Origin of the sequence: Synechocystis sp. IPPAS B-1465, assembly GCF_003015225.1 — a bacterium.
Lineage (GTDB): Bacteria > Cyanobacteriota > Cyanobacteriia > Cyanobacteriales > Microcystaceae > Synechocystis.
Genome location: NZ_CP028094.1, coordinates 2,208,064 through 2,231,278 on the forward strand (window position 1 = coordinate 2,208,064; position 23,215 = coordinate 2,231,278).

At 47.6% G+C, this 23,215-nt stretch carries 23 protein-coding genes and 2 pseudogenes; 14 read left to right on the forward strand and 11 right to left on the reverse strand.

Features of this window, described 5'->3' with window-relative positions; all coding sequences use genetic code 11:
- Window positions 1-146: 146 nt before the first annotated feature.
- From C7I86_RS10440 to C7I86_RS10455, 4 genes are all read right to left on the reverse strand, one after another.
- On the reverse strand, window positions 147-1,472 hold the full coding sequence (locus tag C7I86_RS10440; protein WP_010873192.1) for an aminopeptidase P N-terminal domain-containing protein: 1,326 nt from the start codon (window positions 1,470-1,472) through the stop codon (window positions 147-149).
- A gap of 82 nt (window positions 1,473-1,554) precedes the next feature.
- Window positions 1,555-2,535 carry an S-methyl-5'-thioadenosine phosphorylase gene (locus tag C7I86_RS10445; protein WP_010873193.1) on the reverse strand — a complete coding sequence of 327 codons (981 nt, stop codon included), beginning with the start codon at window positions 2,533-2,535 and terminating at the stop codon, window positions 1,555-1,557.
- On the reverse strand, window positions 2,480-2,716 hold the full coding sequence (locus C7I86_RS10450) for a DUF3134 domain-containing protein (RefSeq protein WP_010873194.1): 237 nt from the start codon (window positions 2,714-2,716) through the stop codon (window positions 2,480-2,482). Before C7I86_RS10450 ends, C7I86_RS10445 begins: the two co-directional genes overlap by 56 nt.
- Window positions 2,717-2,782: 66 nt before the next feature.
- Complete coding sequence (locus C7I86_RS10455) at window positions 2,783-2,938, reverse strand: ribbon-helix-helix domain-containing protein (protein WP_010873195.1); 156 nt, start codon at window positions 2,936-2,938, stop codon at window positions 2,783-2,785.
- A 223-nt stretch (window positions 2,939-3,161) separates the two neighbouring features.
- On the opposite strand from C7I86_RS10455, the pseudogene C7I86_RS10460 reads away from it, so the two are divergent.
- From C7I86_RS10460 to cbiB, 4 genes and pseudogenes are all read left to right on the forward strand, one after another.
- Window positions 3,162-3,939: pseudogene (locus tag C7I86_RS10460) on the forward strand (IS5 family transposase).
- A gap of 120 nt (window positions 3,940-4,059) precedes the next feature.
- Window positions 4,060-5,256, forward strand: coding sequence for a Coenzyme F420 hydrogenase/dehydrogenase, beta subunit C-terminal domain (locus C7I86_RS10465; RefSeq protein ID WP_010873198.1), 1,197 nt, complete (start codon window positions 4,060-4,062; stop codon window positions 5,254-5,256).
- A gap of 25 nt (window positions 5,257-5,281) precedes the next feature.
- Window positions 5,282-6,484 carry a serine hydrolase gene (locus C7I86_RS10470; RefSeq protein WP_010873199.1) on the forward strand — a complete coding sequence of 401 codons (1,203 nt, stop codon included), beginning with the start codon at window positions 5,282-5,284 and terminating at the stop codon, window positions 6,482-6,484.
- Window positions 6,484-7,512, forward strand: coding sequence for an adenosylcobinamide-phosphate synthase CbiB (cbiB, locus tag C7I86_RS10475; protein WP_010873200.1), 1,029 nt, complete (start codon window positions 6,484-6,486; stop codon window positions 7,510-7,512). Before C7I86_RS10470 ends, cbiB begins: the two co-directional genes overlap by 1 nt.
- On the opposite strand, the gene prfB is transcribed toward cbiB, so the two are convergent.
- Window positions 7,462-8,581, reverse strand: a protein-coding gene (gene prfB, locus C7I86_RS10480; RefSeq protein ID WP_102014011.1) for a peptide chain release factor 2 whose coding sequence is annotated in 2 segments (ribosomal slippage) — window positions 7,462-8,502 and window positions 8,504-8,581 — 1,119 coding nt in all. Because the reading frame shifts where the segments join, the coding sequence is not laid out codon by codon here. The genes cbiB and prfB overlap by 51 nt on opposite strands.
- Before the next feature lie 346 nt (window positions 8,582-8,927).
- On the opposite strand from prfB, the gene C7I86_RS10485 reads away from it, so the two are divergent.
- Window positions 8,928-9,173 carry a hypothetical protein gene (locus C7I86_RS10485; protein WP_020862237.1) on the forward strand — a complete coding sequence of 82 codons (246 nt, stop codon included), beginning with the start codon at window positions 8,928-8,930 and terminating at the stop codon, window positions 9,171-9,173.
- Between the two features lie 79 nt (window positions 9,174-9,252).
- On the opposite strand, the gene C7I86_RS10490 is transcribed toward C7I86_RS10485, so the two are convergent.
- Window positions 9,253-11,952, reverse strand: a complete 2,700-nt coding sequence (locus C7I86_RS10490; RefSeq protein ID WP_010873202.1) for a chloride channel protein — start codon at window positions 11,950-11,952, stop codon at window positions 9,253-9,255.
- A gap of 114 nt (window positions 11,953-12,066) precedes the next feature.
- Here C7I86_RS10490 and C7I86_RS10495 point away from each other — a divergent pair, with 114 nt between their 5' ends.
- From C7I86_RS10495 to C7I86_RS10525, 7 genes are all read left to right on the forward strand, one after another.
- Window positions 12,067-12,570 carry a hypothetical protein gene (locus tag C7I86_RS10495; protein ID WP_020862235.1) on the forward strand — a complete coding sequence of 168 codons (504 nt, stop codon included), beginning with the start codon at window positions 12,067-12,069 and terminating at the stop codon, window positions 12,568-12,570.
- Window positions 12,518-13,738: a DUF58 domain-containing protein gene (locus tag C7I86_RS10500; RefSeq protein WP_010873204.1), complete on the forward strand. Its 1,221-nt coding sequence runs from the start codon at window positions 12,518-12,520 to the stop codon at window positions 13,736-13,738. Before C7I86_RS10495 ends, C7I86_RS10500 begins: the two co-directional genes overlap by 53 nt.
- Before the next feature lie 211 nt (window positions 13,739-13,949).
- A complete protein-coding gene (locus C7I86_RS10505; protein WP_020862233.1) occupies window positions 13,950-14,408 on the forward strand; it encodes a hypothetical protein in 459 nt (152 codons plus the stop codon).
- A gap of 22 nt (window positions 14,409-14,430) precedes the next feature.
- Window positions 14,431-14,976, forward strand: a complete 546-nt coding sequence (locus C7I86_RS10510) for a Tfp pilus assembly protein FimT/FimU (protein WP_231848034.1) — start codon at window positions 14,431-14,433, stop codon at window positions 14,974-14,976.
- A gap of 116 nt (window positions 14,977-15,092) precedes the next feature.
- Window positions 15,093-15,653 (forward strand): Tfp pilus assembly protein FimT/FimU, encoded by a 561-nt coding sequence (locus C7I86_RS10515; RefSeq protein WP_010873207.1) that lies wholly within the window; start codon window positions 15,093-15,095, stop codon window positions 15,651-15,653.
- 21 nt (window positions 15,654-15,674) lie between these two features.
- Window positions 15,675-16,592 carry a PilW family protein gene (locus C7I86_RS10520; RefSeq protein ID WP_010873208.1) on the forward strand — a complete coding sequence of 306 codons (918 nt, stop codon included), beginning with the start codon at window positions 15,675-15,677 and terminating at the stop codon, window positions 16,590-16,592.
- 57 nt (window positions 16,593-16,649) lie between these two features.
- Window positions 16,650-17,345 carry an alpha/beta fold hydrolase gene (locus C7I86_RS10525; RefSeq protein WP_010873209.1) on the forward strand — a complete coding sequence of 232 codons (696 nt, stop codon included), beginning with the start codon at window positions 16,650-16,652 and terminating at the stop codon, window positions 17,343-17,345.
- Window positions 17,346-17,565: 220 nt separating this feature from the next.
- Here the strand turns inward: C7I86_RS10525 and C7I86_RS10530 are convergent, their stop codons facing one another.
- The 4 genes from C7I86_RS10530 to C7I86_RS10545 form a co-directional block, all read right to left on the reverse strand.
- Complete coding sequence (locus C7I86_RS10530; protein WP_223211274.1) at window positions 17,566-17,856, reverse strand: hypothetical protein; 291 nt, start codon at window positions 17,854-17,856, stop codon at window positions 17,566-17,568.
- A 198-nt stretch (window positions 17,857-18,054) separates the two neighbouring features.
- Entirely contained in the window at window positions 18,055-18,486 is a 432-nt protein-coding gene (locus C7I86_RS10535) for a hypothetical protein (protein WP_010873211.1), read from the reverse strand.
- 56 nt (window positions 18,487-18,542) lie between these two features.
- Window positions 18,543-19,307, reverse strand: a complete 765-nt coding sequence (locus tag C7I86_RS10540; RefSeq protein ID WP_010873212.1) for an IS5 family transposase — start codon at window positions 19,305-19,307, stop codon at window positions 18,543-18,545.
- An 88-nt stretch (window positions 19,308-19,395) separates the two neighbouring features.
- Entirely contained in the window at window positions 19,396-20,181 is a 786-nt protein-coding gene (locus C7I86_RS10545) for an IS5 family transposase (protein ID WP_010873213.1), read from the reverse strand.
- Window positions 20,182-20,430: 249 nt separating this feature from the next.
- Between C7I86_RS10545 and C7I86_RS10550 the strand changes: the two are divergent.
- A pseudogene (locus C7I86_RS10550) lies at window positions 20,431-20,529 on the forward strand (ABC transporter ATP-binding protein); the annotation flags it as partial.
- A gap of 76 nt (window positions 20,530-20,605) precedes the next feature.
- Window positions 20,606-21,154, forward strand: a complete 549-nt coding sequence (gene rfbC / locus C7I86_RS10555) for a dTDP-4-dehydrorhamnose 3,5-epimerase (protein ID WP_010873214.1) — start codon at window positions 20,606-20,608, stop codon at window positions 21,152-21,154.
- A 67-nt stretch (window positions 21,155-21,221) separates the two neighbouring features.
- Here the strand turns inward: rfbC and C7I86_RS10560 are convergent, their stop codons facing one another.
- The gene (locus C7I86_RS10560) at window positions 21,222-23,105 is read right to left on the reverse strand and encodes a hypothetical protein (protein WP_010873215.1); all 1,884 of its coding nucleotides are present in this window, start codon (window positions 23,103-23,105) and stop codon (window positions 21,222-21,224) included.
- Window positions 23,106-23,215 lie beyond the last annotated feature (110 nt).

Consider the following 23,215-nt stretch of genomic DNA (forward strand, 5'->3'; position numbering starts at 1 on the left):
ATCTCCCCATTACGGTTAAAACAAACCTGGGGAGATTTTTTTGCTCTGGAAATTGATCACAGAAGGGAGTTCAGTCAGAATCCTGAGTCAGCCGCCGGAATCCCTTCCGGGCCGGGACTTTGAGCAGATTTACAGGGTTTAGCCCATCAATGTTCTAAATCGGCGATCGCCTTGGGCACGGCACTGGTTAACACATCGGGGCCTTGGGCAGTGACCAATACGTCATCCTCAATGCGAATGCCAATACCTCGCCATTGTTCCGGCACTTCCGGCTGTCCTTCGGCGGGTTTAATATCGGGGGCGATGTAAATACCCGGTTCTACGGTGAGCACTTGCCCTGGCTCCAACACCGTCCAGGTTTCCTTATCCTGTTTGTAATTGCCGGCATCGTGGACATCTAGCCCCAGCCAATGGCCGGTGCGATGCATATAGAAGGGCTTATATTTTTCTTCTTTGATAATTTCCTCCTTATTTCCCACCAGTAGACCCAAATCCATCAGACCATCCACAATCACGGACACTGCCGCATCATGGTATTCGTGGTAGGGATTGCCCGCCTGTACCTTGGCGATCGCCGCTTCCTGGGCAGTTAGAACAATTTCGTAGAGGGTGCGTTGTTCGGGACTAAATTTACCGTTGATGGGAAAGGTACGGGTGATGTCACCGTTATAGTAACCGTAGGCACAACCTGCATCGATGAGTAGTAAATCCCCATCTTGCAAAGGGCAGTCATTGTTGATGTAGTGCAAAATACAGGCATTTTTTCCTGCCGCCACAATGGAAGGATAAGCCGGCCCCAGGCCCCCTTCCCGCCGAAAAATAATTTCCAATTCCGCCTGCACTTGATATTCGTAATGTCCCGGTCGAGCAAATTCCATGGCCCGTTGATGGGCGATCGCCGACAGGTCACAGGCCCGCCGCAACAAGGCTAATTCAGTTTCACTTTTAACTTGCCGGAGGGGATGCACCAAGGGATGGGAATTCACTAAAGCTTGGGGACCATAGCCTTGGCGGGGATAGGCGGCCAATTGTTTTTGCCAGTGCTTGAGGATGGTTTGATTTAACGCTTCATCTCGACCGAGGTGGTAATGGATTTTATCTGCCTTTTCCAGATATTTCGGTAAATGCTCATCCAATTCCCCAATGGGATAGGCAATGTCCGACCCAAAGCTGGATTGAACCCCCTCCACACCGTAGCGAATGCCCGTCCAGGTTTCCTTGGCTGGATCCTTGGGTTGCACAAATAGAATAAATTGATGTTCTTCGTGGTGGGGCGCAAAAACGGCGATCGCCTCCGGTTCATTGAAGCCCGTCAGGTAATAAAAATCACTATCTTGACGAAATACGTATTCCACATCGTTGTGCATCACCGCCTGGGGCGCACTGGCAAAAATGGCCGTCCCCTGGCCTAGCTTGGCCATTAGGCGATCGCGACGTTGACGATATTCAGCGGAACTAACAACCGGATGCATGGGCAAAAGTCAGACGAGTGAAAGGTCAATTCCCCCATTTTACCGGCTCGGAAAAAAGCACGACCAGATTCAAACCGGAGGTTCATGGGGCAGGGGGATAATACTTGCCCAAAAGCAAAGATAACTTTTCGTAGGTGGCGGCAGGAAACTTGTCCGGGGGAGTTAGCACCGCATACTGTAAAGCTCTGTGGGCAATGGATTCAAAGGGATTGGCCGCCAATTGTTTGACCGTTTCCAGGATCACCTGTTGGGCATTGACCGCATTTTTTTGCAGATTACCAATCACCATTTCCACCGTCACATGGTCATGGTCTGGGTGCCAGCAGTCATAGTCCGTCACCAGGGCCAAAGTGGCGTAGGCAATTTCCGCTTCCCTAGCTAGCTTGGCCTCCGGCAAATTGGTCATACCAATGACAGTACCGCCCCAACTGCGATACAAATTCGATTCCGCAATGGTGGAAAAGGCTGGTCCTTCCATGGACACATAGGTTCCCCGATCGTGGAGCGTCACCCCTTCCAACTCCAAACCGGCGATCGCCGTAGAGAGACACTGGGCTAACTGAGGGCAAATCGGATTACCAAAACCAATGTGGGCCACAATCCCCTCGCCAAAAAAAGTGGAGATTCGCTGGCGGGTGCGGTCAATGAATTGATCCGGAACGACCATATCCAAAGGTTTTGCTTCTGCCTGCAAAGAACCCACCGCTGACGCAGAAATTAAATATTTCACCCCCAACTGTTTCATGCCATGGATATTGGCTCGAAAAGGAATCTCACTGGGCAAAAGGTGATGTCCCCGACCATGGCGGGCTAAAAAGGCCACCCGCACCCCGGCCAATTCCCCCACAATGAAACTGTCCGAGGGAGCGCCAAAGGGAGTATCAAGGGTTACCTCCTCAACATTTTTGAGGGCTTCCATTTGATAGAGGCCGCTGCCGCCGATGATGCCAATTGGTGCATTTACCATGGTGGAATTTTTTCTAATAAAACAACTGACCCTTCCAGGCTTAGTCTTCGTCCATATCGTCACTGCCGTCATCGCCATAGAGATTATCATCCCCATCCATCAACTCAGCAATGTCCACATCTTCGTCACTCATATTGCTGGTGGTACCTTCTTCAATTTCCCGATAAATCAAACGATTATTACTTTCTAGCCAGTCAATTAGGGACTGCTCACGGGTAACGGGCAAAACTGCCGCCGGCTCGTAACGGGCTTCTCGACGGAGGGAGGGATTGTACATAGTGCTTAGTGCCAACTATTGAATTATCTATACTTGAGCGACCCATCATTATAGCAAAATGGGCTTCTAGTCTGGAACAGTGGGTAAATTTCGGATTAGCTGACGCAACACTTCGGTTTTAGTCCGCCCTTCCGCCGCACAGTAACGCTCCAAATGAACCAAATCTTTTTCGGGTAAGCGAATTGTTAGTACCTTGTCGGATTTCGGTTTTGTTCTAATCATTGCCCTCACAGGATCCTTCTCTTTCCCCAGCATAGCAACTTTCAGGGGATTACCATGGCATCACAGTAGGCGATCGCCTCTCCCTTTTGACATGGTCAAGTTGCCCTAAGAGCGTGTTTGAAAAGTCGGCATAATTGGGAAAAATGGTGAAGAATATAGAATTTTCACCGTAATGATACTGAGAGAATTTTACAGCAGCGACATCAGTGATAGCCAGTAGCAATTGGTAGAATCCAATCTCCCCCAAGCAAAAAGTGGGGGAAGAAAACGGAAAACTAATCCGAGGGAAGTGCTTAATGCCATTTTTTACATGCTCAGAGCGGGTTGTGCTTGGCGACTTCTACCCCATGATTTTCCCAAATGGCGAACAGTCTATGGTTATTTCCGACAGTGGCAGGAAGACGGTACCTGGAAAAAATTGAATCACATCCTCAGAAAGAAGATTCGACTTAAGGCCGGAAGAAATGCCAACCCTAGTGCTGGTTGTTTGGACTCACTCACAGTCAGTGAGAAAGGCTGGCGCTGGACAAGAAAGTGGTTATGACGGTGGAAAAAAGGTCAATGGTCGTAAACGTACAATCCTCGTGGATACCATGGGATTACTTCTCGATGTTGTGGTTCACAGCGCTCATCGCTCAGACCACCAAGGTCTTACTCTACTCGGTACTTGGTTTGCTCCTCTATGGCAGTGCCTGCAATTGATATGGACTGATAGCACTTTTGGCAGTAAGAATTTTACTGCCTGGGTTAATGAGACCTTTGGCTAGAATTTGGAAATCGTCAGCAAAAAGGATGGACAAAAGGGTTTTGAGGTTTTGCCTCGACGTTGGGTTGTTGAACGTACCTTTGCTTGGTTTGGTCGCTACCGTCGTTTAAGCAAGGATTATGAATATTTACCTACCACCAGTGAGACAATGCTCTATGTTGCCATGCTCCATCTCATGCTCCGAAGGCTTTGCCTCGAACTTTTCAAACATATTCTTAAGTTCCTTTGGGCTTAAAAAAGCTCCCGTGAGAACTATGGCTAACCCTTGCCATTGCTAATGGGTGGGCCCCAGGTTTTACGCTACCGTGGACAATAGTGACAATGCCAACACTTTTTGCAAATTTCCAACTTTTCCATGACCGTTCCTGCCCCCCACCAGAAAGCCAAAGGTCTTAAGCCCGGTAGTCCCCGCCCCGCCAAGGAACTCTGTAGTGATTGCGGTCTGTGTGACACCTACTATATCCATTACGTTAAAGAAGCCTGTGCTTTCATTAACCAGCAGTTTGACCATTTGGAGGAGCAGACCCATGGCCGGTCGAGAGAACTGGGTAAAGAAGATGAGGTTTATTTTGGTGTTCACCAAAAAATGCTCACCGCCCAGAAAAAAGAACCTATCCCCGGGGCCCAGTGGACAGGCATTGTCAGCACCATTGGTTGTGAAATGCTAAACAAAGGCCTGGTAGAAGGGGTGGTCTGTGTGCAAAATACCCCCGAAGATCGTTTCCAGCCCCAGGTGGTAATCGCCAGAACTCCAGCCGAAGTGCTAGCCGCCAAGGTTAATAAACCCACCCTTTCCCCCAATTTATCCGTGTTAGAGGAAGTGGAGAAGTCAGGTTTGAAGCGATTATTAGTTATTGGGGTGGGTTGCCAAATCCAAGCTCTGCGGGCGGTGGAAAAACAATTGGGTTTGGAAAAACTTTATGTGTTGGGAACGCCCTGTGTGGATAATGTTTCCCGGGCTGGGTTACAGAAGTTTTTGGAAACTACTAGTAGATCGCCAGAAACGGTAGTTTATTACGAATTTATGCAGGATTTCCGGGTACATTTTAAACATGAAGACGGCTCGACGGAATTGGTCCCCTTCTTTGGCTTAAAAACAAATCAATTGAAGGAGGTTTTTGCCCCTTCTTGCATGAGTTGTTTTGATTACGTCAACGGTTTGGCAGATCTGGTAGTGGGTTATATGGGGGCTCCCTTTGGCTGGCAATGGTTAGTGGTACGCAATCAAACGGGCCAAGAAATGTTAGACCTAGTGCAAGACCAACTACATATTGGGCAAGTAAGTTCCAGTGGCGATCGCCATCAGGCAGTGCAACAGGGGATTACGGCCTACGACAAGGCGGTAACGTTACCCATGTGGGTGGCAAAAATAATGGGCTTAGTAATTGATAAAATTGGCCCCACGGGTCTGGAATATGCTCGCTTTTCCATTGATTCCCACTTCACCCGTAACTATTTGTATGTCAAACGGAACCATCCGGAAAAGTTGGCTGACCACGTCCCTCCCTTCGCCAAGAAAATTGTTGAGCAGTATAAACTTCCCCAGCAATAAACCCCAATAAAATTCAAGGAAGGCTATGAAAAAATCCTTATTTATGGTCGGTACGCTAGCATTTTTTTCTGGTTTGCCCGCTGGTGGTGCCTGGGGAGAATCCCTCGATAACAAAGTGCAAACTATTTTGGACGAACATTATCAAAACCGTCGAGAGCCTGAGTTTTTTAGTGCGATTCAGTTGTCCACTAAAGTGGGGGATGGGGATATTAAAACCTACGTGGTGGGAACCAAAAGCCATGCCCCTAATAGTCCGCCCATAGATGCCAAAAGTCTGTTTCAAATTGGCAGTATAACCAAATCTTTTACTTCAGTTTTATTGCTCCAAGCAGAGGCGGAAAATAAAGTTAATTTGGGGGATGACTTTACCACTTATCTACCGGAATATGACCACTGGAATGGAGTAACCATTACTCAACTATTGAATATGACTTCCGGGTTACCCAACTACAGTGATAGTCCCACCCTTAACTATGGCTTTGTGCAAAGCCCGGAGCGCATCTGGCAAGATAAGGAATTGGTGGATGTGGTGTATCCCCAGCCTAACTTGCCGGCTCCACCCCTAAATACTGGCTATGCCTACACTAACACTGCTTACACATTGGGGGGTCTGGTGTTAGAAAAGGTTTATGGTCAAAGTTATGCCGAATTAATTGATAAAAAACTTTTGCAACCGTTGGAACTAAACAATACTTTTTATCCCATTCCTAGTTATCCCCCGGACATTTTAGATCGCATGGTGGAAGGCAGTAGTTTTAACCCGTACACCAATCCTGAATTAGCAGGAAAACCGGTGGCTAATGGCAATCTTTCCTGGGCTGGAGCGGCTGGAGGACTGGTAGCTAACACGGAAGATATTATTAATTGGGTTAGGGCTTTGTTTGTAGAAGATCAACTACTGTCAACGGAGCAAAAAACACAGTTAACCCGACTAGTTTCCCTCATTACTGGTAAGCTCATTGATGGTACGACTTCGGAAGAGCAGAGGGGTTTTGGTTTGGGTGTTGTCCAAGGTTACCACGAAGATTGGGGACAGTATTGGTTTTACCAGGGGGAGACCATTGGTCATCGCTCTTTTTATCTTTATTTTCCCTGTAATGAGGTAATTATTTCTGCCTTGTTTAATAGTGCAGTTGATGATCAAAATAACGATGTTAAACCCCTTCTGGTTGGTGTTTACGAAGCTCTTTTAGACGACCAGCCAAGCTTGGCTTGCAAAACTAAATAATGATGGCGGTAGATCCCAATCTTTTTCCTCTAATTGCTGTGATTATTCTAGGAGGATCTGCGCTGTTAGATTTTCTGTTGGGGGATCCTAAATCTTGGCGACATCCAGTGGAATTTATTGGTTCAGTCATTAACTTTGCTAGCCAGTTGATCATCCGCAAAGTTAATGATAAAAATTCTAGACGTTTATGGGGCATTTTTTTAGGATTAAAAATCATTATCAGCAGTGGTTTTCTAGCTTGGTTAATCGTTTACTTGGCTGAAAAAGTCTCCCCTGTTTTAGCAGTAATTATCCAAATAATTGGGGTAGCAAGTTGTTTTGCTGGCCATAGTTTAGCCCAAGCGGCCCAGTCAGTGATAGAACCATTAAAAGCGGGAGATTTGCCCACTGCCCGACAAAAATTAGCCCTATTCGTGGGTAGGGATACGAATAATTTATCGGAGAGGGAAATCCTGCGGGCCACAGTGGAAAGCGTGGCGGAAAACACAGTGGATGGGGTTACTAGTCCTCTTTTTTATGCTCTTTTGGGCATTCTTTTTCCTTTTGTTGGCCCCTGGCCCCTGGCGATCGCCTATAAAGCGGCCAGTACCCTGGATTCCATGGTGGGCTATAAACGGGAACCCTATACTGATTTAGGCTGGTTCAGTGCCCGTCTGGAGGATTATTTAACCTGGCTACCCTGTCGATTAACGGTGTTTATGTTGGCAATTTTATCGGGAAAACCAAAACAAACTTGGGCCATTGTCCGTCGGGATGGGCCCCTGGATCCTAGTCCCAATTCCGGTTGGAGCGAAGCCATTTATGCCGCTATTTTGGGCATACAACTAGGAGGAGATAACTATTACCAGGGAGTATTGAAAAGCAAACCTTTATTGGGAGATGGGATTCAGCCTTTAACCATAGCCAAAATTGCCCAAAGTTTATGGTATTCCCGCACGGTTTTTCTTTGGCAATTATTATTAGGCTTAACAGTAATATTAGCTATCCAAGCGGGCGCTATGTCGGAGATAAGCTTCAATAAAATCTGATAATTCCCCATCCATCACGCCCCCCACATCGGTGGTTTCCACATTAGTCCGCAAATCTTTGACCAATTGGTAAGGATGAAAAACATAGTTGCGAATTTGGGTGCCCCAGGCCGCTTCCACCATGTCCCCTCGAATTTCGGCGATCGCCTGGGCCCGTTGCTCTTCTAGGACAATTAATAACTTAGCTTTGAGAATGGCTAGGGCCTTTTCTTTATTTTGTAACTGGGAACGTTCCTGGGTGCAACGCACAGCCAAACCTGTGGGTAGATGAACAATCCGTACAGCGGTTTCCACTTTGTTCACGTTTTGCCCGCCTTTACCGCCGGCCCTGGAGGTGGAAATGTCCAAATCCTTATCCGGAATATCCAAACTAATTGCTTCTTCCCCCAGCAAAGGCATCACTTCCACCCCAGCAAAGCTAGTCTGGCGTTTACCGTTGGCATTAAAAGGAGAAATACGCACCAAACGATGGGTGCCCTTTTCCGATTTGAGGTAACCGTAGGCGTAACGCCCTTCAATCTCCAACGTGACGGATTTTAAGCCCGCTTCGTCTCCCTCGGAAATTTCCGCCAAATGGACTTTGTAGCCCTGTTTTTCGCTCCAACGGGTGTACATCCGCAGCAGCATTTCCGCCCAGTCTTGGGCATCGGTCCCTCCAGCCCCCGCATTGATAGTTAAAGTGGCCCCTTTCGCGTCATAGGGGCCAGACAGTAACTGCTGCAGTTCCCAACGGTCTAATTCTTTTTGCAGTTGTTCCAGGGTAGTTTCCGCTTCCGTCAGTAGGGCTTGGTCGTCCTCTAACTCCAAAAGCTCCACAATGGCCTGGCTATCTTGCCACTGCTGTTGCCAAATGCCCCATTGCTCTAACTGGGATTTTGTTTCGTTCAAAGTCTGGAGAATTTGTTGGGCTTGGTCCGTATCGTCCCAAAAATCCGGTTGGGCGGCGCACTGCTCCAAGTCTTGAACTTTGGCTTTTAATCCTGGCAGGTCAAAGATAGTCCTGGGTTTGCCCCAGGCGAGAGGAGATTAGTTCTAGGTTTCTTTTCAGGTCTGTTAATTCGGTGATCATTGAGCAAAAACAGTCTTTGACGCCAATCCAAGTATATGACCATTGGGCTAGCCCCGCACTGAGGGGGATTCATCAACAAAACTTATCGTGTTTGTCAAGATTTGTTAATTTTGCTTGGCTAGTCAAATTATTATCCCTATCATTTTGTAAATATGGATACAGAAATTATTCCTTTGACTTCCAAATTGCCCTGGTTGTCGTTCCTAGAGTCTTGGATTTTCTCCCGCTTTAGGGAACTTCAGTGGGGACTTGGGTAGGGAATCCCCGGATAAGTGCTAAAGAACTGGGCAGGCTCGGGGGTGCTTTTGGGAAGAATTTCGCCGGTTAGTAAAATGGAGAGGACTTTATGTCGCCACAAATGAACCTGTTTAATGCAACGGCATCGACGCCGGTCAATGAAATAGCTGGGGGTTGGCACGGTTTTTGTCAGATTACGTATAACCGAGATACTTGGGTCAAATTACTGGAGAAGCCGGGGAGCTATGCCTTCGATGAGGCTAAGTTACTTTGCCAGGATACTTCCACCACCTGGGTTGCCTGGGTGCCGGACCACGGGGAAGTTGTTTTAGACCGCAGTGATTTTTATTGTTAAACAGTTTGGCGACCGAAGTTGGCGATCCGGGTTGATATGCTGCCCAAGCTAGAATCTTTCTGGATCGCTGAAGTTGAGATTACTCGTCTAGACCGAAATCTGGGGCCAGGGGAGGGACGATCGCCTCTTCGTTGGGGGAGTCCACTGGACCGCGGAAAATAAACACAGTGGTGTTGGTTTGGCTAGCGATTTGGGTGGGTAAATTGCCGTGGATGACATTTTTGAGCAATCCTTCCCTACTGGCCCCCAGCACGATTGCCGCACATTCACGCATTTCCGCCAGGTCACTGAGGGCATCGGCAATGGAAGTGGAGCACACAGGAATGGGAATAATCGGTCTTTGTAACTGTTCTGACCACCGTTCTGCCAGGTTTTTTAAATCGTAAAAAGGGTCATAGCGCTGGGATTGACGGGGTAGATAAACTTTAGAAATCAGTAGCTGGGGGTTATTTTCCTCCGGGTAAAGGGAAAACAACGCCGGCAACAGATTTAACATTTTTTCAATGTTGGGGCCTCCCGCTACCGGCATTAACCAGTGGGCCATGGGGGATAAATAGCGGGGATAGGCGTGGTCATTGGTGCCCTGTTTAACCATTAATAAAGAGCAGGGGGCTTGGTCAATCAGGCGATCCGTGATTTGGCCAAAAATTTGGCCGCCAATGGGCATTTCCCCTTGCCATTCAAGGATTAGCAGGTCGCTATGGCGGGTTTGAATGGTATCAAGGATGGTGTCGGTAATGCTGTAGGCCAGCTTGATTTCCGTATGGAATAACACTCTCTGGTGGCGGGCAATGCGTTCCAGTTTTTGCATCAGTTGCCGTTGCCTCTGCCATTGCACCCTTTGCACAGAAGGGGATTGAGCTTTAGATACCTTGACCACCTGCAAACAGTCAATTTCGTAGTTTTGCTTTTTGGCGATTGCCGCCGCAATTTGAAACAAAACTAAAGCACTATCGGAGTCCCGGATGGGTAATAAAATGCGCCCTTCTCCCACCAACGGCGATCGGGTTTGGTATACGCTGTAGGCGGGATGGGGAGGATGGATAATTTGCCCCCCTAACTGACTCACTTCCTCCCGAATAATGTCTGTGCGGGTGATAATGCCCACTAATTTGTTGTCCCCTTCCACCACCGGCAACCGGGAAAGTTGATAACGGTTGAGCAAATAGAGCACATCACTGAGGGGCGCTTCCGGATCTACAGTGATGGGATTGGGGGTCATAATTTGCTTAAGGGCAATGTGCACCGACTCCTGGGCCGCATTGGCCAAATCCGTTTGGGTAAATACCCCCACCAGTTTGCCCCCCTGCACCACGGGAAAGCCCCGGTGATGGGAATTGGACATAATCGGTAGCACCTGGGCTAGGGTGAGACTCTGCTCCAGGCTTTCCACCTCCGTTTTCATTACCTGGCCAGCTCGGATATCAGCGAGAAAGTCATGGTCTGGCTTTTCCTCTGCCAAAAAAATGCCCTTGGTTTCCAGCAAATGATCGTACAAAGAACGGGGAAAGAGACTTTCCGCCACTAGATAGGACGTGGCACAGGCCACCATCAGGGGAAGCACCACGTTGAAATTGCCCGTTAGCTCAAAAACAATGATGATCGCCGTCACTGGCACCCGCACCACACTAGTGAAAAAAGCGCCCATCCCCGCCAGGGCAAAGGTAGTTTGGGTAACTTGATCTTGCCAATAACTGCCAAATTCCCCCACCAGATAACCCAGGGCCGACCCCATCACTAAAGCCGGCGCAAATAATCCTCCCGGCGCATCGGTGCTGTAGGCCAGGATAGTCAAAATGAAATGGGCCACTAAGGTCAAAACTACCTGATGCCAACTCAGTTCTCCGGAAGTAACAAATTCCCTCAGCCCTGCATTGTCCCGAAAAAAGCTCGGCAATAGGGCGATCGCCACGCCGGAAATTAAGCCCACAACACCAATGCGAATAACCAGGGAAAGGTTCTGTTTTCTTTGCCAGTTTTGCAGGGAGAGAATACTGCGGTTGAGCAAAACCCCCAAAATGCCAGCCAAAATTCCCAGTAAAAGATAGAAAGGAATCTCCCCCGTAGTAAAACGCACCGTTGGGCTATTGCTTAAGCTATGGGCCAGGTTAAGGTCACTGGATTGGAATACCAAAGACGTGACAGCCCCCACGAAGGAAGCGACGATCGCCGTTTCTAGGGTCAAGCTAGACACATCCCGCATTAATTCTTCCACCACAAACAAAACCCCAGCAATGGGGGTGGTGAAGCCCGCCGCTAATCCCGCCGCCGCCCCGGCCGCAATCATTTGCCGCCGATGTTCCGGGGAAGTGGGAAACCACCGACTCAACTGGGCCGCTAGAGCTGCGCCAATATGAACCGTGGGAGCCCGCCGTCCCAAGGTCATGCCTCCCCCCAGCACTAGCACTGTTCCCAACAGCTTGACCACCGCCACCCGCCAATCTAGGGGAATAGGATACCGAGCCAGGGCCGCTTTCACCTGGGGAATGCCACCGCCCCCCGCCGGTCGGGAAAATTGTTCAATTAATGCCCCCGCCAAACCCCCAAACACCAAGCCAAAACAGGGCAGCACCCAAATGGCCCCATAGGTATCCGCCAGACTCAAACGGCTGGACCCTAACCAGTTGACTCCGTTTTTAATTACTAAGGCCGCTAGGGCAGAAACAAATCCGATCACACAGGCTTCGGCGATCGCATAACGGCTATCGATGGCAGTGCGGCCATAGTGTCGAGAGCGCAACCATTGTTGCCACCGTTGCCAAAAGGGAAACCAAGCCATGGAGAGAAGAGAATTACTAAAACAGGTTTAGGGCAAATTTGGGGATTGCGTCGCCATCCGGCAATCAGTTTGTTACAATGGCAGCGGTCACCACAGCCTTTGAAGAGAGCGTCTTTGAGCCAAGTTGTTAATATCCCTACCCTAGATACCTTAGCGCAGGAACTGGCCGCTATTCAGCAAACTGGTTCTAAACGTATTGCCCTGCTAGGATCTCGCCATGTGCCGATAACCCACCAACAGTTGATCGAAATGATGAGCTACGCCTTGGTGTTGGGGGGTAACCATCTGGTCACTTCCGGCGCTACGGGCACTAATTCGGCCGTCATTAAGGGGGCTATGCGGGCCGATCCTAATTTACTCACGGTAATTTTGCCCCAAAGTTTAGACCGCCAGCCAAGAGAATCCCGTAATCAGTTGGGACAGGTAGTCCATCTGGTGGAAAATACTGAAAATGATAGTCTTTCCCTGGGGGAAGCCAGCACCATTTGTAACCGAGAAATTGTCAGTCGTTGTCAACAGTTGATTTGCTTTGCATTCCACGAAAGTCATACCCTTTTGCAAACCTGTGCGGAAGCAGAGGAGCAAAGAAAACTGGTCACCCTTTTCTATTTTGATTAATTCTAGGGATTTAAATTTTGCTGATTGGCTAGAGCGGCGTTGGGTGACTCCTTCCTATGCTGGTTGGTTGCTTTTGGTGCTGGCCGTTTGTTTATTTGGAGCTGCCACTAACTCCATGGCCGGCTGGTTATACGTCATCAGCGGCATCAGCTTTGCCCTCTTGATTATTGCGGCTATTTTGCCTTGGCGATCGCTCCGGCAGTTGCAGTTAGAACGTTTTCCCATTCAGCCGGTGAGTGCGGGGGAAGATTTGACCATTACCCTCCGACTCCATAACAACCATAAGGAGGCAAAAAATTTACTCCAGGTGTGGGATGTATTACCCACAGGTTTGGGACGGCCCCAAGGTGAGGCGGTCGAACTGGTTGCCCCCAAGGATTTTTACCAATGGAGTTATTTCCAGCCCACCCACCGGAGGGGAGTTTACCACTGGCAAAAGTTGGAATTACGCTCCGGTGCCCCCCTGGGTTTGTTTTGGTGTCGTCGCAGTCAGGCTCTCCCCGTGAAAGCCATTGTTTATCCCCAGGTGCTCAAGCTCCAACAATGTCCTTTGGTGGATGCTATTGGTACGGAGGATCAGGACAAGATCCAGAGCGATCGCCATTATCAGGCGGCGACGGAGGGCATAACGAAAACTTTACGGGCTTACCGTTTTGGTGATCCCACCAGGTTAATCCACTGGCGCAGTAGTGCCCGATTTGACCAATTTATGGTGCGGGAATTGGAAGTGGTGACAGGGGGTCAGGAGTTATTCATTGCCCTTGATAGTGCTAGTTCTTGGTCAGCAGAAATTTTTGAAGAGGCAGTCATTGCGGCGGCTTCTTTATATTTCTATGCGGTGCGGGCCCAGTTGAATGTGCGGCTATGGACAGCGGGGGCAGGCTTAGTGGCCGGTGGGCGATCGGTATTGGAAGCTTTAGCAGCGGTGCAAATGGAGGAATCTAACCAGCATGAACTACCCCGACGTATTCCTTTGCTGTGGATCACCGGCCGGGCTGACAGTGTGCAGGATTTGGCCAGTTACAGTCGTTGGCTCTATTTTGCTCCACCGGGGGCATCAGCTTCCCCTCACTCTGCCCTTTGTGCTGGCTTGATGGTTGAGGTAGGTAAAGATTTGTCCCAACAACTGCAGCGGCCTCCGAATTTTTCCCCAAGGATAGTTAGTTAGACATTAAAACAATACGTGTTTATGCTGAATGTGTCCTGGGTCACTCAATGGTGAATGGTGTTAGAGTAATATCATCAGCCACGATATGCTCCCCCCAGGCTTTTATCTCTCGTCAGGTTCAGCTATGTTTAAGGCTATTTTCCCAAGGTATTCCGTTGGCGATCGCCGTTTGCTAGAGTCAGTCCGCCACTCAGCTCAGCAGGGTTTCACCATGTTCGAGGTGCTGATTGCCTTGATGATTTCCTTTCTATTTCTGACAGGAACCCTGAATGCCATGGTAATGGCAACGGTAATGCGGGTTAAAGCGGAAAGAGAGGCCCAAGCTGGCTATTGGATAAAAGAAGATTTAGAGCAAGTTCGGGCATTAGCTGCAAACTTCAATCCGGCAACTGGTAATGGATGCCCTACAAGTGTGGGTGAAACTTTTCGAGATGCAAACAATAGTGCTGACGCCGATCCTAACAATGATGGACTAGCGAGCTTACCAGTTCCTGCCAACAAATCAATTGTCGGTGTAACAGCCGCTATTACTAGAACACCAGGGGTATCTAATAACGTTTTAACTCTTAGCTATCGTGTCAGGAACACCAATGTCACCGACAATGATATGGCTACCCTTGCAACACTTTACACCGAGGTTCTTCCTGCTGCCGCTCTTGCTTGTGAATAGATCATTGAGATGAATAATGGTGATGAAACTTCCTAATCCTACATTTCTTTTAAAACTGGTTTTCAATCCCCATCCATCTACGTCTAGTCAGGGATGGACACTAATTGAGATTGGTGTAGTCACAGTTATAGTAGGTATCTTAGCAGCCATGGCTTTCCCCAGTTTGGCAGGAATACAAGCTAGAAACCAAGTCAGAAGCAGAATGATTGAGGTCAGGGCTGCAGTACAGGAAGCCCAAAGAAATGCAATTAAAAGAGGTGCGACTTGCACTGTAACGATTGATGTTGCTGCTAGGAGTGTTAGGTTGCCCACCTCTCCACCTACCCCCATGGCTGGATGTTTAAATAACCCTGTAAGTATTCCTACGTCTGAACAAATCAGCTTTCTTGAACCATCCTCTGGTACGGTTGATATTTCTTTTTCTTATAAGGGCAATACAGTAAACTCACAGACGATAGTTTTGGGTTCCAGTAGAACATCCTATGAGCCATGCTTAGTAATTTCTTCCGGCTTGGGAATCGTGCGTTCTGGTTCCCGTGTAGGTGGTAACTGCGTAACTGGATTATGATTTGTTAAGTAAAATTAAGTTTTGTGAATATTTGTCTGGGTGTTTCTTTCACCACTTGCTTTTTTGATCACTATAAATATACTAAAGCCTAATGATCTTGAACAAGACTTTGCATTATGGCTTACAAGAATGAACTGATAAAAGCCTTAAAACTTTGCCTATTCACCCAAAAGAGCACATCAGGTTGGACATTAATCGAAATTGGCGTTGTGACCACAATTGTGGGAATTTTGGCCAGCGTGGCATTTCCCTCACTCATGGGCATAAAGGCTAAAATGGATACTAGGGGTGAATTTTCTGAGGTGGTACAGACTCTCCGACAGGCTCAACGTAATGCAGTCAAAATGGGTAGAGAATGTAGATTGATTATGGATACCACCAACACCCCACACCGCCTACAACTGGATCCCGATGCAAAATACACTGGATGTTTAACATTTCAGGAATTTCCTCTGAACAATAGTAAGTTCCATGAGAATTTTCCCGGTACAGCAATTCGCTTTTCTTACAAGGGAAACTCTACTAACATGGGAACGATGGTTATTCAGTCATCTTTTTCTCCCACAGTAAGTTATTGTTTGGCCATGTCTGGCATGATTGGTGTAATGAGAGCAGGGGTTTACGAAGGAGATCCAGAAACAGCTATTGATCCCACGCAATGCAGAACTGGTTATTAGCAAAACTAAGGAGATAAGACAGTGAAAATTCTATGGTACTTAATGACACGTAATTCCTCTAAAGGCTTTACACTACTCGAGTTACTGTTGGCCTCAATCATGACTTTTTTTGTGGTCAGTGCTACGGGCTATGCCATTTTAGTTATGACCAGGGAAAATATATCTTCTGACGTGTCCAGTGATTTGAGATTTAATACCGATAGGGCAACAGATTTCATAGCAGACGAAATAAGACAGGCCAACTTTTTGTCAACGAATACAGCTAACATACCGACAAATACAGGCACAGGTATAGAAAGTTGTGCAATGCAGACTGGTGAGCAATTTGTGATGGGATTAGCGGTTAGTTCTTCAGACGTAAACGTAGTTTATTACACAAAAACTCCTCCGGGCGGTGTATGGTTAGGGCCCAGTTCAATTTATCGTTGCGGGCCCTCATTGACTTCTAGTGGGCAGTTGGGATCGGGCAGAATCAGAAGTATTCTTGTTGATTCCATATCCACTGCGGCCGGCGCAACAACACCAACCTGCCCGTCTGGAACAACAAAAAGACCGACGACTCCTACCGCTGGCTTTTTTCTTTGTGTGGACAATAGTAACCAAAATTTAGTTCAACTACGATTAACGGCGGCATCTGACGAACTTGCTAATCGAGGGATGACAACAACTGGAGGTCAAGGCCGATTTGATAGTAAAGCTACCTACTCAGTTGTAACTACTGCTTTTACAAGAGCGGCATCTGATATTGCAACTTTAAATGAAAGTGGAACATGCACAGGCGTTACAGTGGCGGTTGATGGGAGAGCTGCTATACCTTTTTCTAGTGGAATGAGTGTGGTGGCAACATCTAGTAGCACAATGGTTTTTAGTCCTGGCACATGGACAAAAACAGGTAATAGCTATACCAGTGGAGGTTGTACAATTAATGCAGTCTTTTAAAGCAAAAATGGTAGCTTAAAATTATCTCTTTCCTAAATTATTGTCAGCAAAACTATAGTGAAACAGACCGTGTTATTCATTCCTGGATTTGCTGGAACCCCGGCCATGTGGGACTATCCCATAACTAATCTCGAGGATATTATCGATGCCCAAAGCTTGGTAATGGAAGGAGATTCGCTGCAGGCAATGGTGGATTTAGTTGTTAACAGCAACACACTGCCCGATAAATTTGCCCTGGTTGGCCATTCCATGGGGTCTTGGGTGGGAGCCGCCACCGCTGCCCTGCACCCAGAAAGAATTACTAAACTAGTGCTGATGGACGGTTGGGCTAGAAATAATGCTGCTAAAGCTGAAGAAATGGAAGCCACACTCAAGGCTCTGGAGGCAGGACAACACCAACAAGTTTTGGCTCAGCACTGCCCCAATGTTTTTTATGGTGATAATGCCAACTTTAGTAATAATGTTAAGTTTCTGCGGAGTCTCCAGGAATCTTTGCCGGCATCCCTAATTACGCAACAGTGGCAGGCCATGGCCAAAGACAACGATGTTCGTCACTTATTACCAAAAATTCAATGTCCCACCCTGGTGATCCATGGCCGTCATGATCCTTGGTTTGACTTGGACGAGAATTTATTCCTGGCCCAATCGATTCCCCATGCTCAATTCACCATCGTGGAAGATGCGGCCCACGGCACTCCCATTGAACAACCCCAAGCAACCACTGCTTTGTTGCGTCTTTTCCTCGGCAATTAAGATTTTGTGCAAACCACCCCAATGCCCATCATGTTGACTAAGCCCATCCGCAACCTAGGGAGTATGGAATCAAAGGTTGGGGTTTTCTGCAATGGTGACAGCTAAATCCTCCGGGTAGACGACGATATAGACTTTAATACCCGAATATTAAAAGCAGAAAAAAAGGGGGAACAGGTGGTAATTCCCGCTTCCCCAGCAATGGGCGATGGAGGTATCAAGACTAGAACTGTTTTTCAACCTGCTCAAACGTGTTGGACAATTCATTCCAACTTTTCTCTAGGCCAGCTTGCAATTCTTCCCAAGCCGCTTCACCGGACTGTTGCAGATCGTGCCATTTACCCATTAGGGCGTCCCGTTGAGCCTGAAGGTCTTTGAGGGATTTTTGATAGTTAACATTGGCATCTGCCGCTTTTTCTCTCGCTTCGGCAGTCATTTGGTCAATCTGGGCATTGAGCTTGTCAATTTTTGCCCTTACCTTCTCTTTGTAGGCTTCTTTTTCTTGGGCAGTCATAGTAGTGGGGTTAGACATAAAGGTTATCCTCATCTGTTTTTGTTTACTTTTCGCTTGCCGTCGGCTTTTTAATAAACCGCAGCACCCAGCCAGTGATGGGAAGAAGAAATTAAACGTTTCCCGGCATCACACCAGTAGGGTTAGTTAATGTTGTTTTGTGGAAATATTTATTTGACTGATTGGCCAAACTTGCTTGGTCTAGAATCTGCCAGTGATAGATAGGACTATCACGATTAGGGCTAAAGCCAAATTGGCAGCCAACCCGAAACCAATTAAATTCCGTCTAAACTGTTTCTTGGAATTTGGATCGATTTCTGATACAGGAGGAGAAACAGGATAAGCATTGATCAAACCCGAATCGGTGATCCGGTAGGCAGGCTCAACGTTGGGGGAAGAGGGCGCATTGGCTTTGCCGGTTGTTTCTTTCATTTCCGACTCTGGAGTCAGAGGCTTCTCCCTCTCTGTCAATCCCTTGGCGGCAACTTCAGAGGGAATTAGGTCGCTCCCATCACTGAAATGTTGGCCATGACTATTTTTAGCATTGGTTTCTTTTGCCAAAGCTACATTCTGGTTATCCATTGATAACCCTCCATCTAACGACAGCAAGTAATTTCCTTGCAATGACCCCATTATAACTCTCTGTCGTGCTTTTGTCAACTTAAAGTAATTTAACTTTAAATATATCGTTATAATTTTATAACTATTTTGTCATTACATAGCCTAAGAATATGTTTGAAAAGTTCGAGGCAAAGCCTTCGGAGTATGAGATGGAGCATGGCAACATGAATCATTGTCTCACTGGTGGTAGGTAAATATTCATAATCCTTTTGTCCATTCTTTTTGCTGACGACTTCCAAATTCCAGCCAAAGGTCTCATTAACCCAGGCAGTAAAATTCTTACTGTCAAAAATGCTATCAGTCCATATCAATTGCAGGCACTGCCATAGAGGAGCAAACCAAGTACCGAGTAGAGTAAGACCTTGGTGGTCTGAGCGATGACCGCTGTGAACCACAACATCGAGAAGTAATCCCATGGTATCCACGAGGATTGTACGTTTACGACCATTGACCTTTTTTCCACCGTCATAACCGCTTTCTTGTCCAGCGCCAGCCTTTCTCACTGACTGTGAGTCCAAACAACCAGCACTAGGGTTGGCATTTCTTCCGGCCTTAAGTCGAATCTTCTTTCTGAGGATGTGATTCAATTTTTTCCAGGTACCGTCTTCCTGCCACTGTCGGAAATAACCATAGACTCTTCGCCATTTGGGAAAATCATGGGGTAGAAGTCGCCAAGCACAACCCGCTCTGAGCATGTAAAAAATGGCATTAAGCACTTCCCTCAGATTAGTTTTCCGTTTTCTTCCCCCACTTTTTGCTTGGGGGAGATTGGATTCTACCAATTGCCACTGACTATCACTGATGTCCGTGCTGTAAAGTTCTCGGATTATCATTAATTATGGTGAAAATTTTATTCTTTTCACCATTTTCCATTCTTCACCCTACTTTTCAAACACGCTCTTAGAAAGTGTTTGAAAAGTTTTAAGCAAGCCTTTGAAGCATGAGATGAACCATGGCAACATAGAGCATGGTCTCACTGGTGGTAGGTAAATATTCATAATCCTTGCTTAAACGACGATAGCGACCAAACCAAGCAAAGGTGCGCTCGACTACCCAACGGCGGGGTAAGACTTCAAAACCTTTTTGTCCCTGCTTTTTGCTGACGACATTCAAATTCCAACCAAAAGTATGCTCCACCCAATAGATAAAATCCTTTCCGCCAAAGGTGCTATCAGTCCATATAACTTGCAGGCACTGCCAAAGGGGAGCAAACCAGGTAGCAAGTAGAATCAGACCCTGATGGTCGGAGCGATGGGCACCATGGACGACAACATCGAGAAGTAATCCCATGGTATCCACGAGGATTGTACGTTTACGACCATTGACCTTTTTTCCGCCGTCATAGCCAGTTTCTTGGCCAGTTCCAGCCTTTTTAAGTGACTGTGAATCTAAACAACCGGCACTAGGGTGAGTATTTCTTCCAGCTTTGAGCCGAACTTTCTCACGGAAGATACGGTTTAATTTTTTCCAGGTACCATCTTCGTGCCATGGCTGGAAATAACCATAGACCGTTCGCCATTTAGGAAAATCATGGGGCAGAAGTCGCCAGGCACACCCCGTTCTGAGCATGTAAAAAATAGCATTGAGTATCTCCCGCAGACTAGTTTTCCGTTTTCTTCCCCCAGTTTTTGCTTTGGGTAAATGAGGTTCTACCAATTGCCACTGGCTATCTGTGATGTCCGTGCTGTAAAATTCTCGAATTATCATTAATTATGGTGAAAATTTTATTCTTTTCACCATTTTCCATTCTTCACCCTACTTTTCAAACACGCTCTTAGGATCTATTCCAACGACAAGACTAGATCGGAAATTGGGGGAATTATCGAGTGAAACCTTACAAAGCATAAGACAAGGGATAATTTTTCATTAGCTTTGGAATAATAATCAGCCTATTTAGGGAGCAAAATAACAGCGATTAAGCCCCTGGGATTCAGCAACATAAAGGGATTGATCAACGCTGATCGTTACTATGCCATGCAAAAAGGAGGCATTGTGGCGTCCGGGGAAACCCAAACCTTGAGCCAGGAAGTTATCCAAAAATTCTTGGCCGTTTAATCTTTCCAGATTTTTCTCCACTGCCGGATTAATGGTATTTTTTCGGGTGTCGTAACCCTAAAGAGGAATTTAATCTGTGAACGTGATTCCCACAACTATCGCCGATGTGTTGATTTTGGAGCCCAAAGTCTTTGGCGATGAACGGGGTTTTTTCTTTGAGAGCTACAACGACAAGGTTTTCCAGCAGGCAGTGGGCATAGAACCCCATTTTGTGCAGGACAATCATTCCTTTTCTCGTCAGGGGGTAGTGCGGGGGTTACATTATCAAATCCAGCATCCCCAGGGAAAATTAGTTCGGGTGGCCCGGGGAGAAATTTTTGATGTGGCAGTGGATCTGCGCCGTAATTCCCCTAGTTTTGGCCAGTGGGTGGGTTGTGTGCTCAATGACCACAATAAAAGACAGCTATGGATTCCCGCCGGTTTTGCCCACGGTTTCGCCGTTCTTTCCCCGGAGGCAGAGGTGCTGTATAAAGCAACGGATTACTATGCACCGTCCTATGAGCGCACCCTATTGTGGAATGACCCGGCCATTGGCATTGATTGGTCGTTAACCACCACTCCCCTATTATCTCTCAAGGATCAACGGGGTCTTCCCCTAGCCGAAGCGGAGGTGTTTGATTTTTAAGTTCGCCTCTTTCCTGAATTACCCAAAAGTTTGCTGGAGAAGAATCAAGGACTCATTTTCTCCAACCCTAAGAAGAAGGGGGCAAAACATCCGCTCCTCCCGTCGTCTGGCCAAATTTTTGCCGGAGCCATTGCCAAATTTTTCCCAGTAATTGTTCCAAGCCGTACACCAGACGATCAAGCCATTCCAAGCACCAAACCAAGACGTGTTTGTCATAGCCCAAACTCTGGGCCTGGGTTTCAATCCAATCAAAAGCGGTTTCCAATTCTTGGGGCGATCGCCTTTGATGGGCCATTTGCCCCGTGGAGTGAAGCGATTTTCCTTGGGGTTTAGTCTCCCCTTGGGCAGACACAACTTTTTCCTCTAATTCATCTAAAGCCCAATCCTCCTCCAGCCAGGGATCTTGCGCCACCATCCCAGGGGGACTGGGGAAAACGGAATTTACCAAGGCGGATTGCTTACGGCCAGGGTGTTTACGACCACGGCGATTAGGGGCGATCGCCGGGGAATTATTACCAGGAACCAACGCAAAATTGTGGGGATTTTCAATGCTTTCCTCTGTCCATTGTTCAACGGTATGGGCTGTGGTAGCGGATCCATTGCCTTGGCCCAGTAGAGGCGTAACCATGGCGGGCATGGGCAAATCAGCAAACAATTCTTCCCAAGCCAACCACGGACTGGAATTTTCCCCTGGTAAAACAGGATTATTTCCCCCTTCCCCTGCCAACGATTGGGCTGAACCACTTCTCTGGGGACCGAAAAAGTAGGCGATCGCCGCTTGGAGAATCACTTTTAACTCGAACGGATCAGGGCCATTAACCGGATGGCGATCGGAATTGAATAATTGCTCGAGGGTTTGTTGTACCCGATGCTGTAAACCCTGCCCCAGATGTTGCACTGTAGGGGGCAGCACTTCGACAATTTGTTGGGATAGTTGTTGAGATTTAACTACGGTGGCTTCAATAACGGGTTGTTGTCCCAGGGTTGTGGCAGTCTGGGTGAGCCAATGTTTTAAGCCATTAAGATCGGGGGTTGAAACCGCTGTGGGGATAATGGCCCCGGTGGATTGTCCCAAGGTCGTTAAGGGCGGTCTAGTTTGCCAACGGTAAATGCCCTGCCAGAGCCAATCCAGGGGCGCAATCACTCGGGGTTGTCGTTCCAGATCCCCACTCTGGTCACTTTTGCCGGTAATCAGAGGGATACCCCGCCAATTTTGGGCCTGTAAAGCCCATTGCCGACGACGTTGATAATGCCATTGGGCCAACTCCCGCCGGATTTGTTGTTGCAATTGTTGCTGTTGCTCCGAGGAAAACACATCCAGAGTCAAATTGTCTTTGGTGGTCAGCACTAACCGGCGATCGCCACAACGGGAAGCTAAACCTTGAATAACAATGGCATTGTTGTCAGTTTGGAAAATGCTTTTAACCTGTTCCCCCAATTTAGCTAGCAGGGATGGGTGGGCACTGGGGGGTAAAGCCGGTTTTTCTGGCTGTCCGGGTAAAGCTAGGTCTTGATTATGAACTGAAACAATATTTTCCCCAGGGGATTGATGATTGACTAAAGCGGAGAAATCTTGGACTAAAACTAAACCCTGACCAGTTTGCTCCACTTCAGCATGGTCAAACCAAGCTTGGAGGGAGGTAAGTACCGTTTCAATGGGCTGGTCAACGGCGATCGCCAAATCTCCCCTATCCCCAGAATTTACCTTGTCTCCATCTTTTCCGGCAGGTAAAACCCGTTGATGCTGATTGCCCCCGCTCCCCAACACTGGCCCTAACCACTTTTCTGGATGGAGTAACCAGTAAAAGGGATAAATTAAAGCCTGTACGCCCCATTCCGCAGCCACCCGCAGATGACGTACTGTTTCCCCCAGGCGATCGCGTAACCGTTGGGATTGGCGATTGAGATTGGTAAAAAGACGACTCTTATAGGGGCCACGGGAACTAGACATGGGGGCTACCGATTACCAATGAAACACTCACAATGCTCAAAGACCAAAGTGATCAGATTGTGTTCTATCCTACCCCGACTAGATGGGGCTGACCGACTTCGCATAGAATC

What these genes read in the sequence shown, in the direction of transcription:
- C7I86_RS10510 (WP_231848034.1), top strand. Translation starts at nt 14,431, where the DNA reads ATGAAACTTCCTAATCCTACATTTCTTTTAAAACTGGTTTTCAATCCC.
- C7I86_RS10490 (WP_010873202.1), bottom strand. Translation starts at nt 11,952, where the DNA reads ATGGCTTGGTTTCCCTTTTGGCAACGGTGGCAACAATGGTTGCGCTCT.
- cbiB (WP_010873200.1), top strand. Translation starts at nt 6,484, where the DNA reads ATGATGGCGGTAGATCCCAATCTTTTTCCTCTAATTGCTGTGATTATT.
- C7I86_RS10470 (WP_010873199.1), top strand. Translation starts at nt 5,282, where the DNA reads ATGAAAAAATCCTTATTTATGGTCGGTACGCTAGCATTTTTTTCTGGT.
- C7I86_RS10530 (WP_223211274.1), bottom strand. Translation starts at nt 17,856, where the DNA reads ATGACTGCCCAAGAAAAAGAAGCCTACAAAGAGAAGGTAAGGGCAAAA.
- C7I86_RS10445 (WP_010873193.1), bottom strand. Translation starts at nt 2,535, where the DNA reads ATGGGGATGATAATCTCTATGGCGATGACGGCAGTGACGATATGGACG.
- C7I86_RS10545 (WP_010873213.1), bottom strand. Translation starts at nt 20,181, where the DNA reads ATGATAATTCGAGAATTTTACAGCACGGACATCACAGATAGCCAGTGG.
- C7I86_RS10440 (WP_010873192.1), bottom strand. Translation starts at nt 1,472, where the DNA reads ATGCATCCGGTTGTTAGTTCCGCTGAATATCGTCAACGTCGCGATCGC.
- C7I86_RS10515 (WP_010873207.1), top strand. Translation starts at nt 15,093, where the DNA reads ATGGCTTACAAGAATGAACTGATAAAAGCCTTAAAACTTTGCCTATTC.
- C7I86_RS10485 (WP_020862237.1), top strand. Translation starts at nt 8,928, where the DNA reads ATGTCGCCACAAATGAACCTGTTTAATGCAACGGCATCGACGCCGGTC.
- C7I86_RS10455 (WP_010873195.1), bottom strand. Translation starts at nt 2,938, where the DNA reads ATGATTAGAACAAAACCGAAATCCGACAAGGTACTAACAATTCGCTTA.
- C7I86_RS10450 (WP_010873194.1), bottom strand. Translation starts at nt 2,716, where the DNA reads ATGTACAATCCCTCCCTCCGTCGAGAAGCCCGTTACGAGCCGGCGGCA.
- C7I86_RS10505 (WP_020862233.1), top strand. Translation starts at nt 13,950, where the DNA reads ATGTTCGAGGTGCTGATTGCCTTGATGATTTCCTTTCTATTTCTGACA.
- C7I86_RS10535 (WP_010873211.1), bottom strand. Translation starts at nt 18,486, where the DNA reads ATGGGGTCATTGCAAGGAAATTACTTGCTGTCGTTAGATGGAGGGTTA.
- C7I86_RS10540 (WP_010873212.1), bottom strand. Translation starts at nt 19,307, where the DNA reads ATGATAATCCGAGAACTTTACAGCACGGACATCAGTGATAGTCAGTGG.
- C7I86_RS10465 (WP_010873198.1), top strand. Translation starts at nt 4,060, where the DNA reads ATGACCGTTCCTGCCCCCCACCAGAAAGCCAAAGGTCTTAAGCCCGGT.
- C7I86_RS10560 (WP_010873215.1), bottom strand. Translation starts at nt 23,105, where the DNA reads ATGTCTAGTTCCCGTGGCCCCTATAAGAGTCGTCTTTTTACCAATCTC.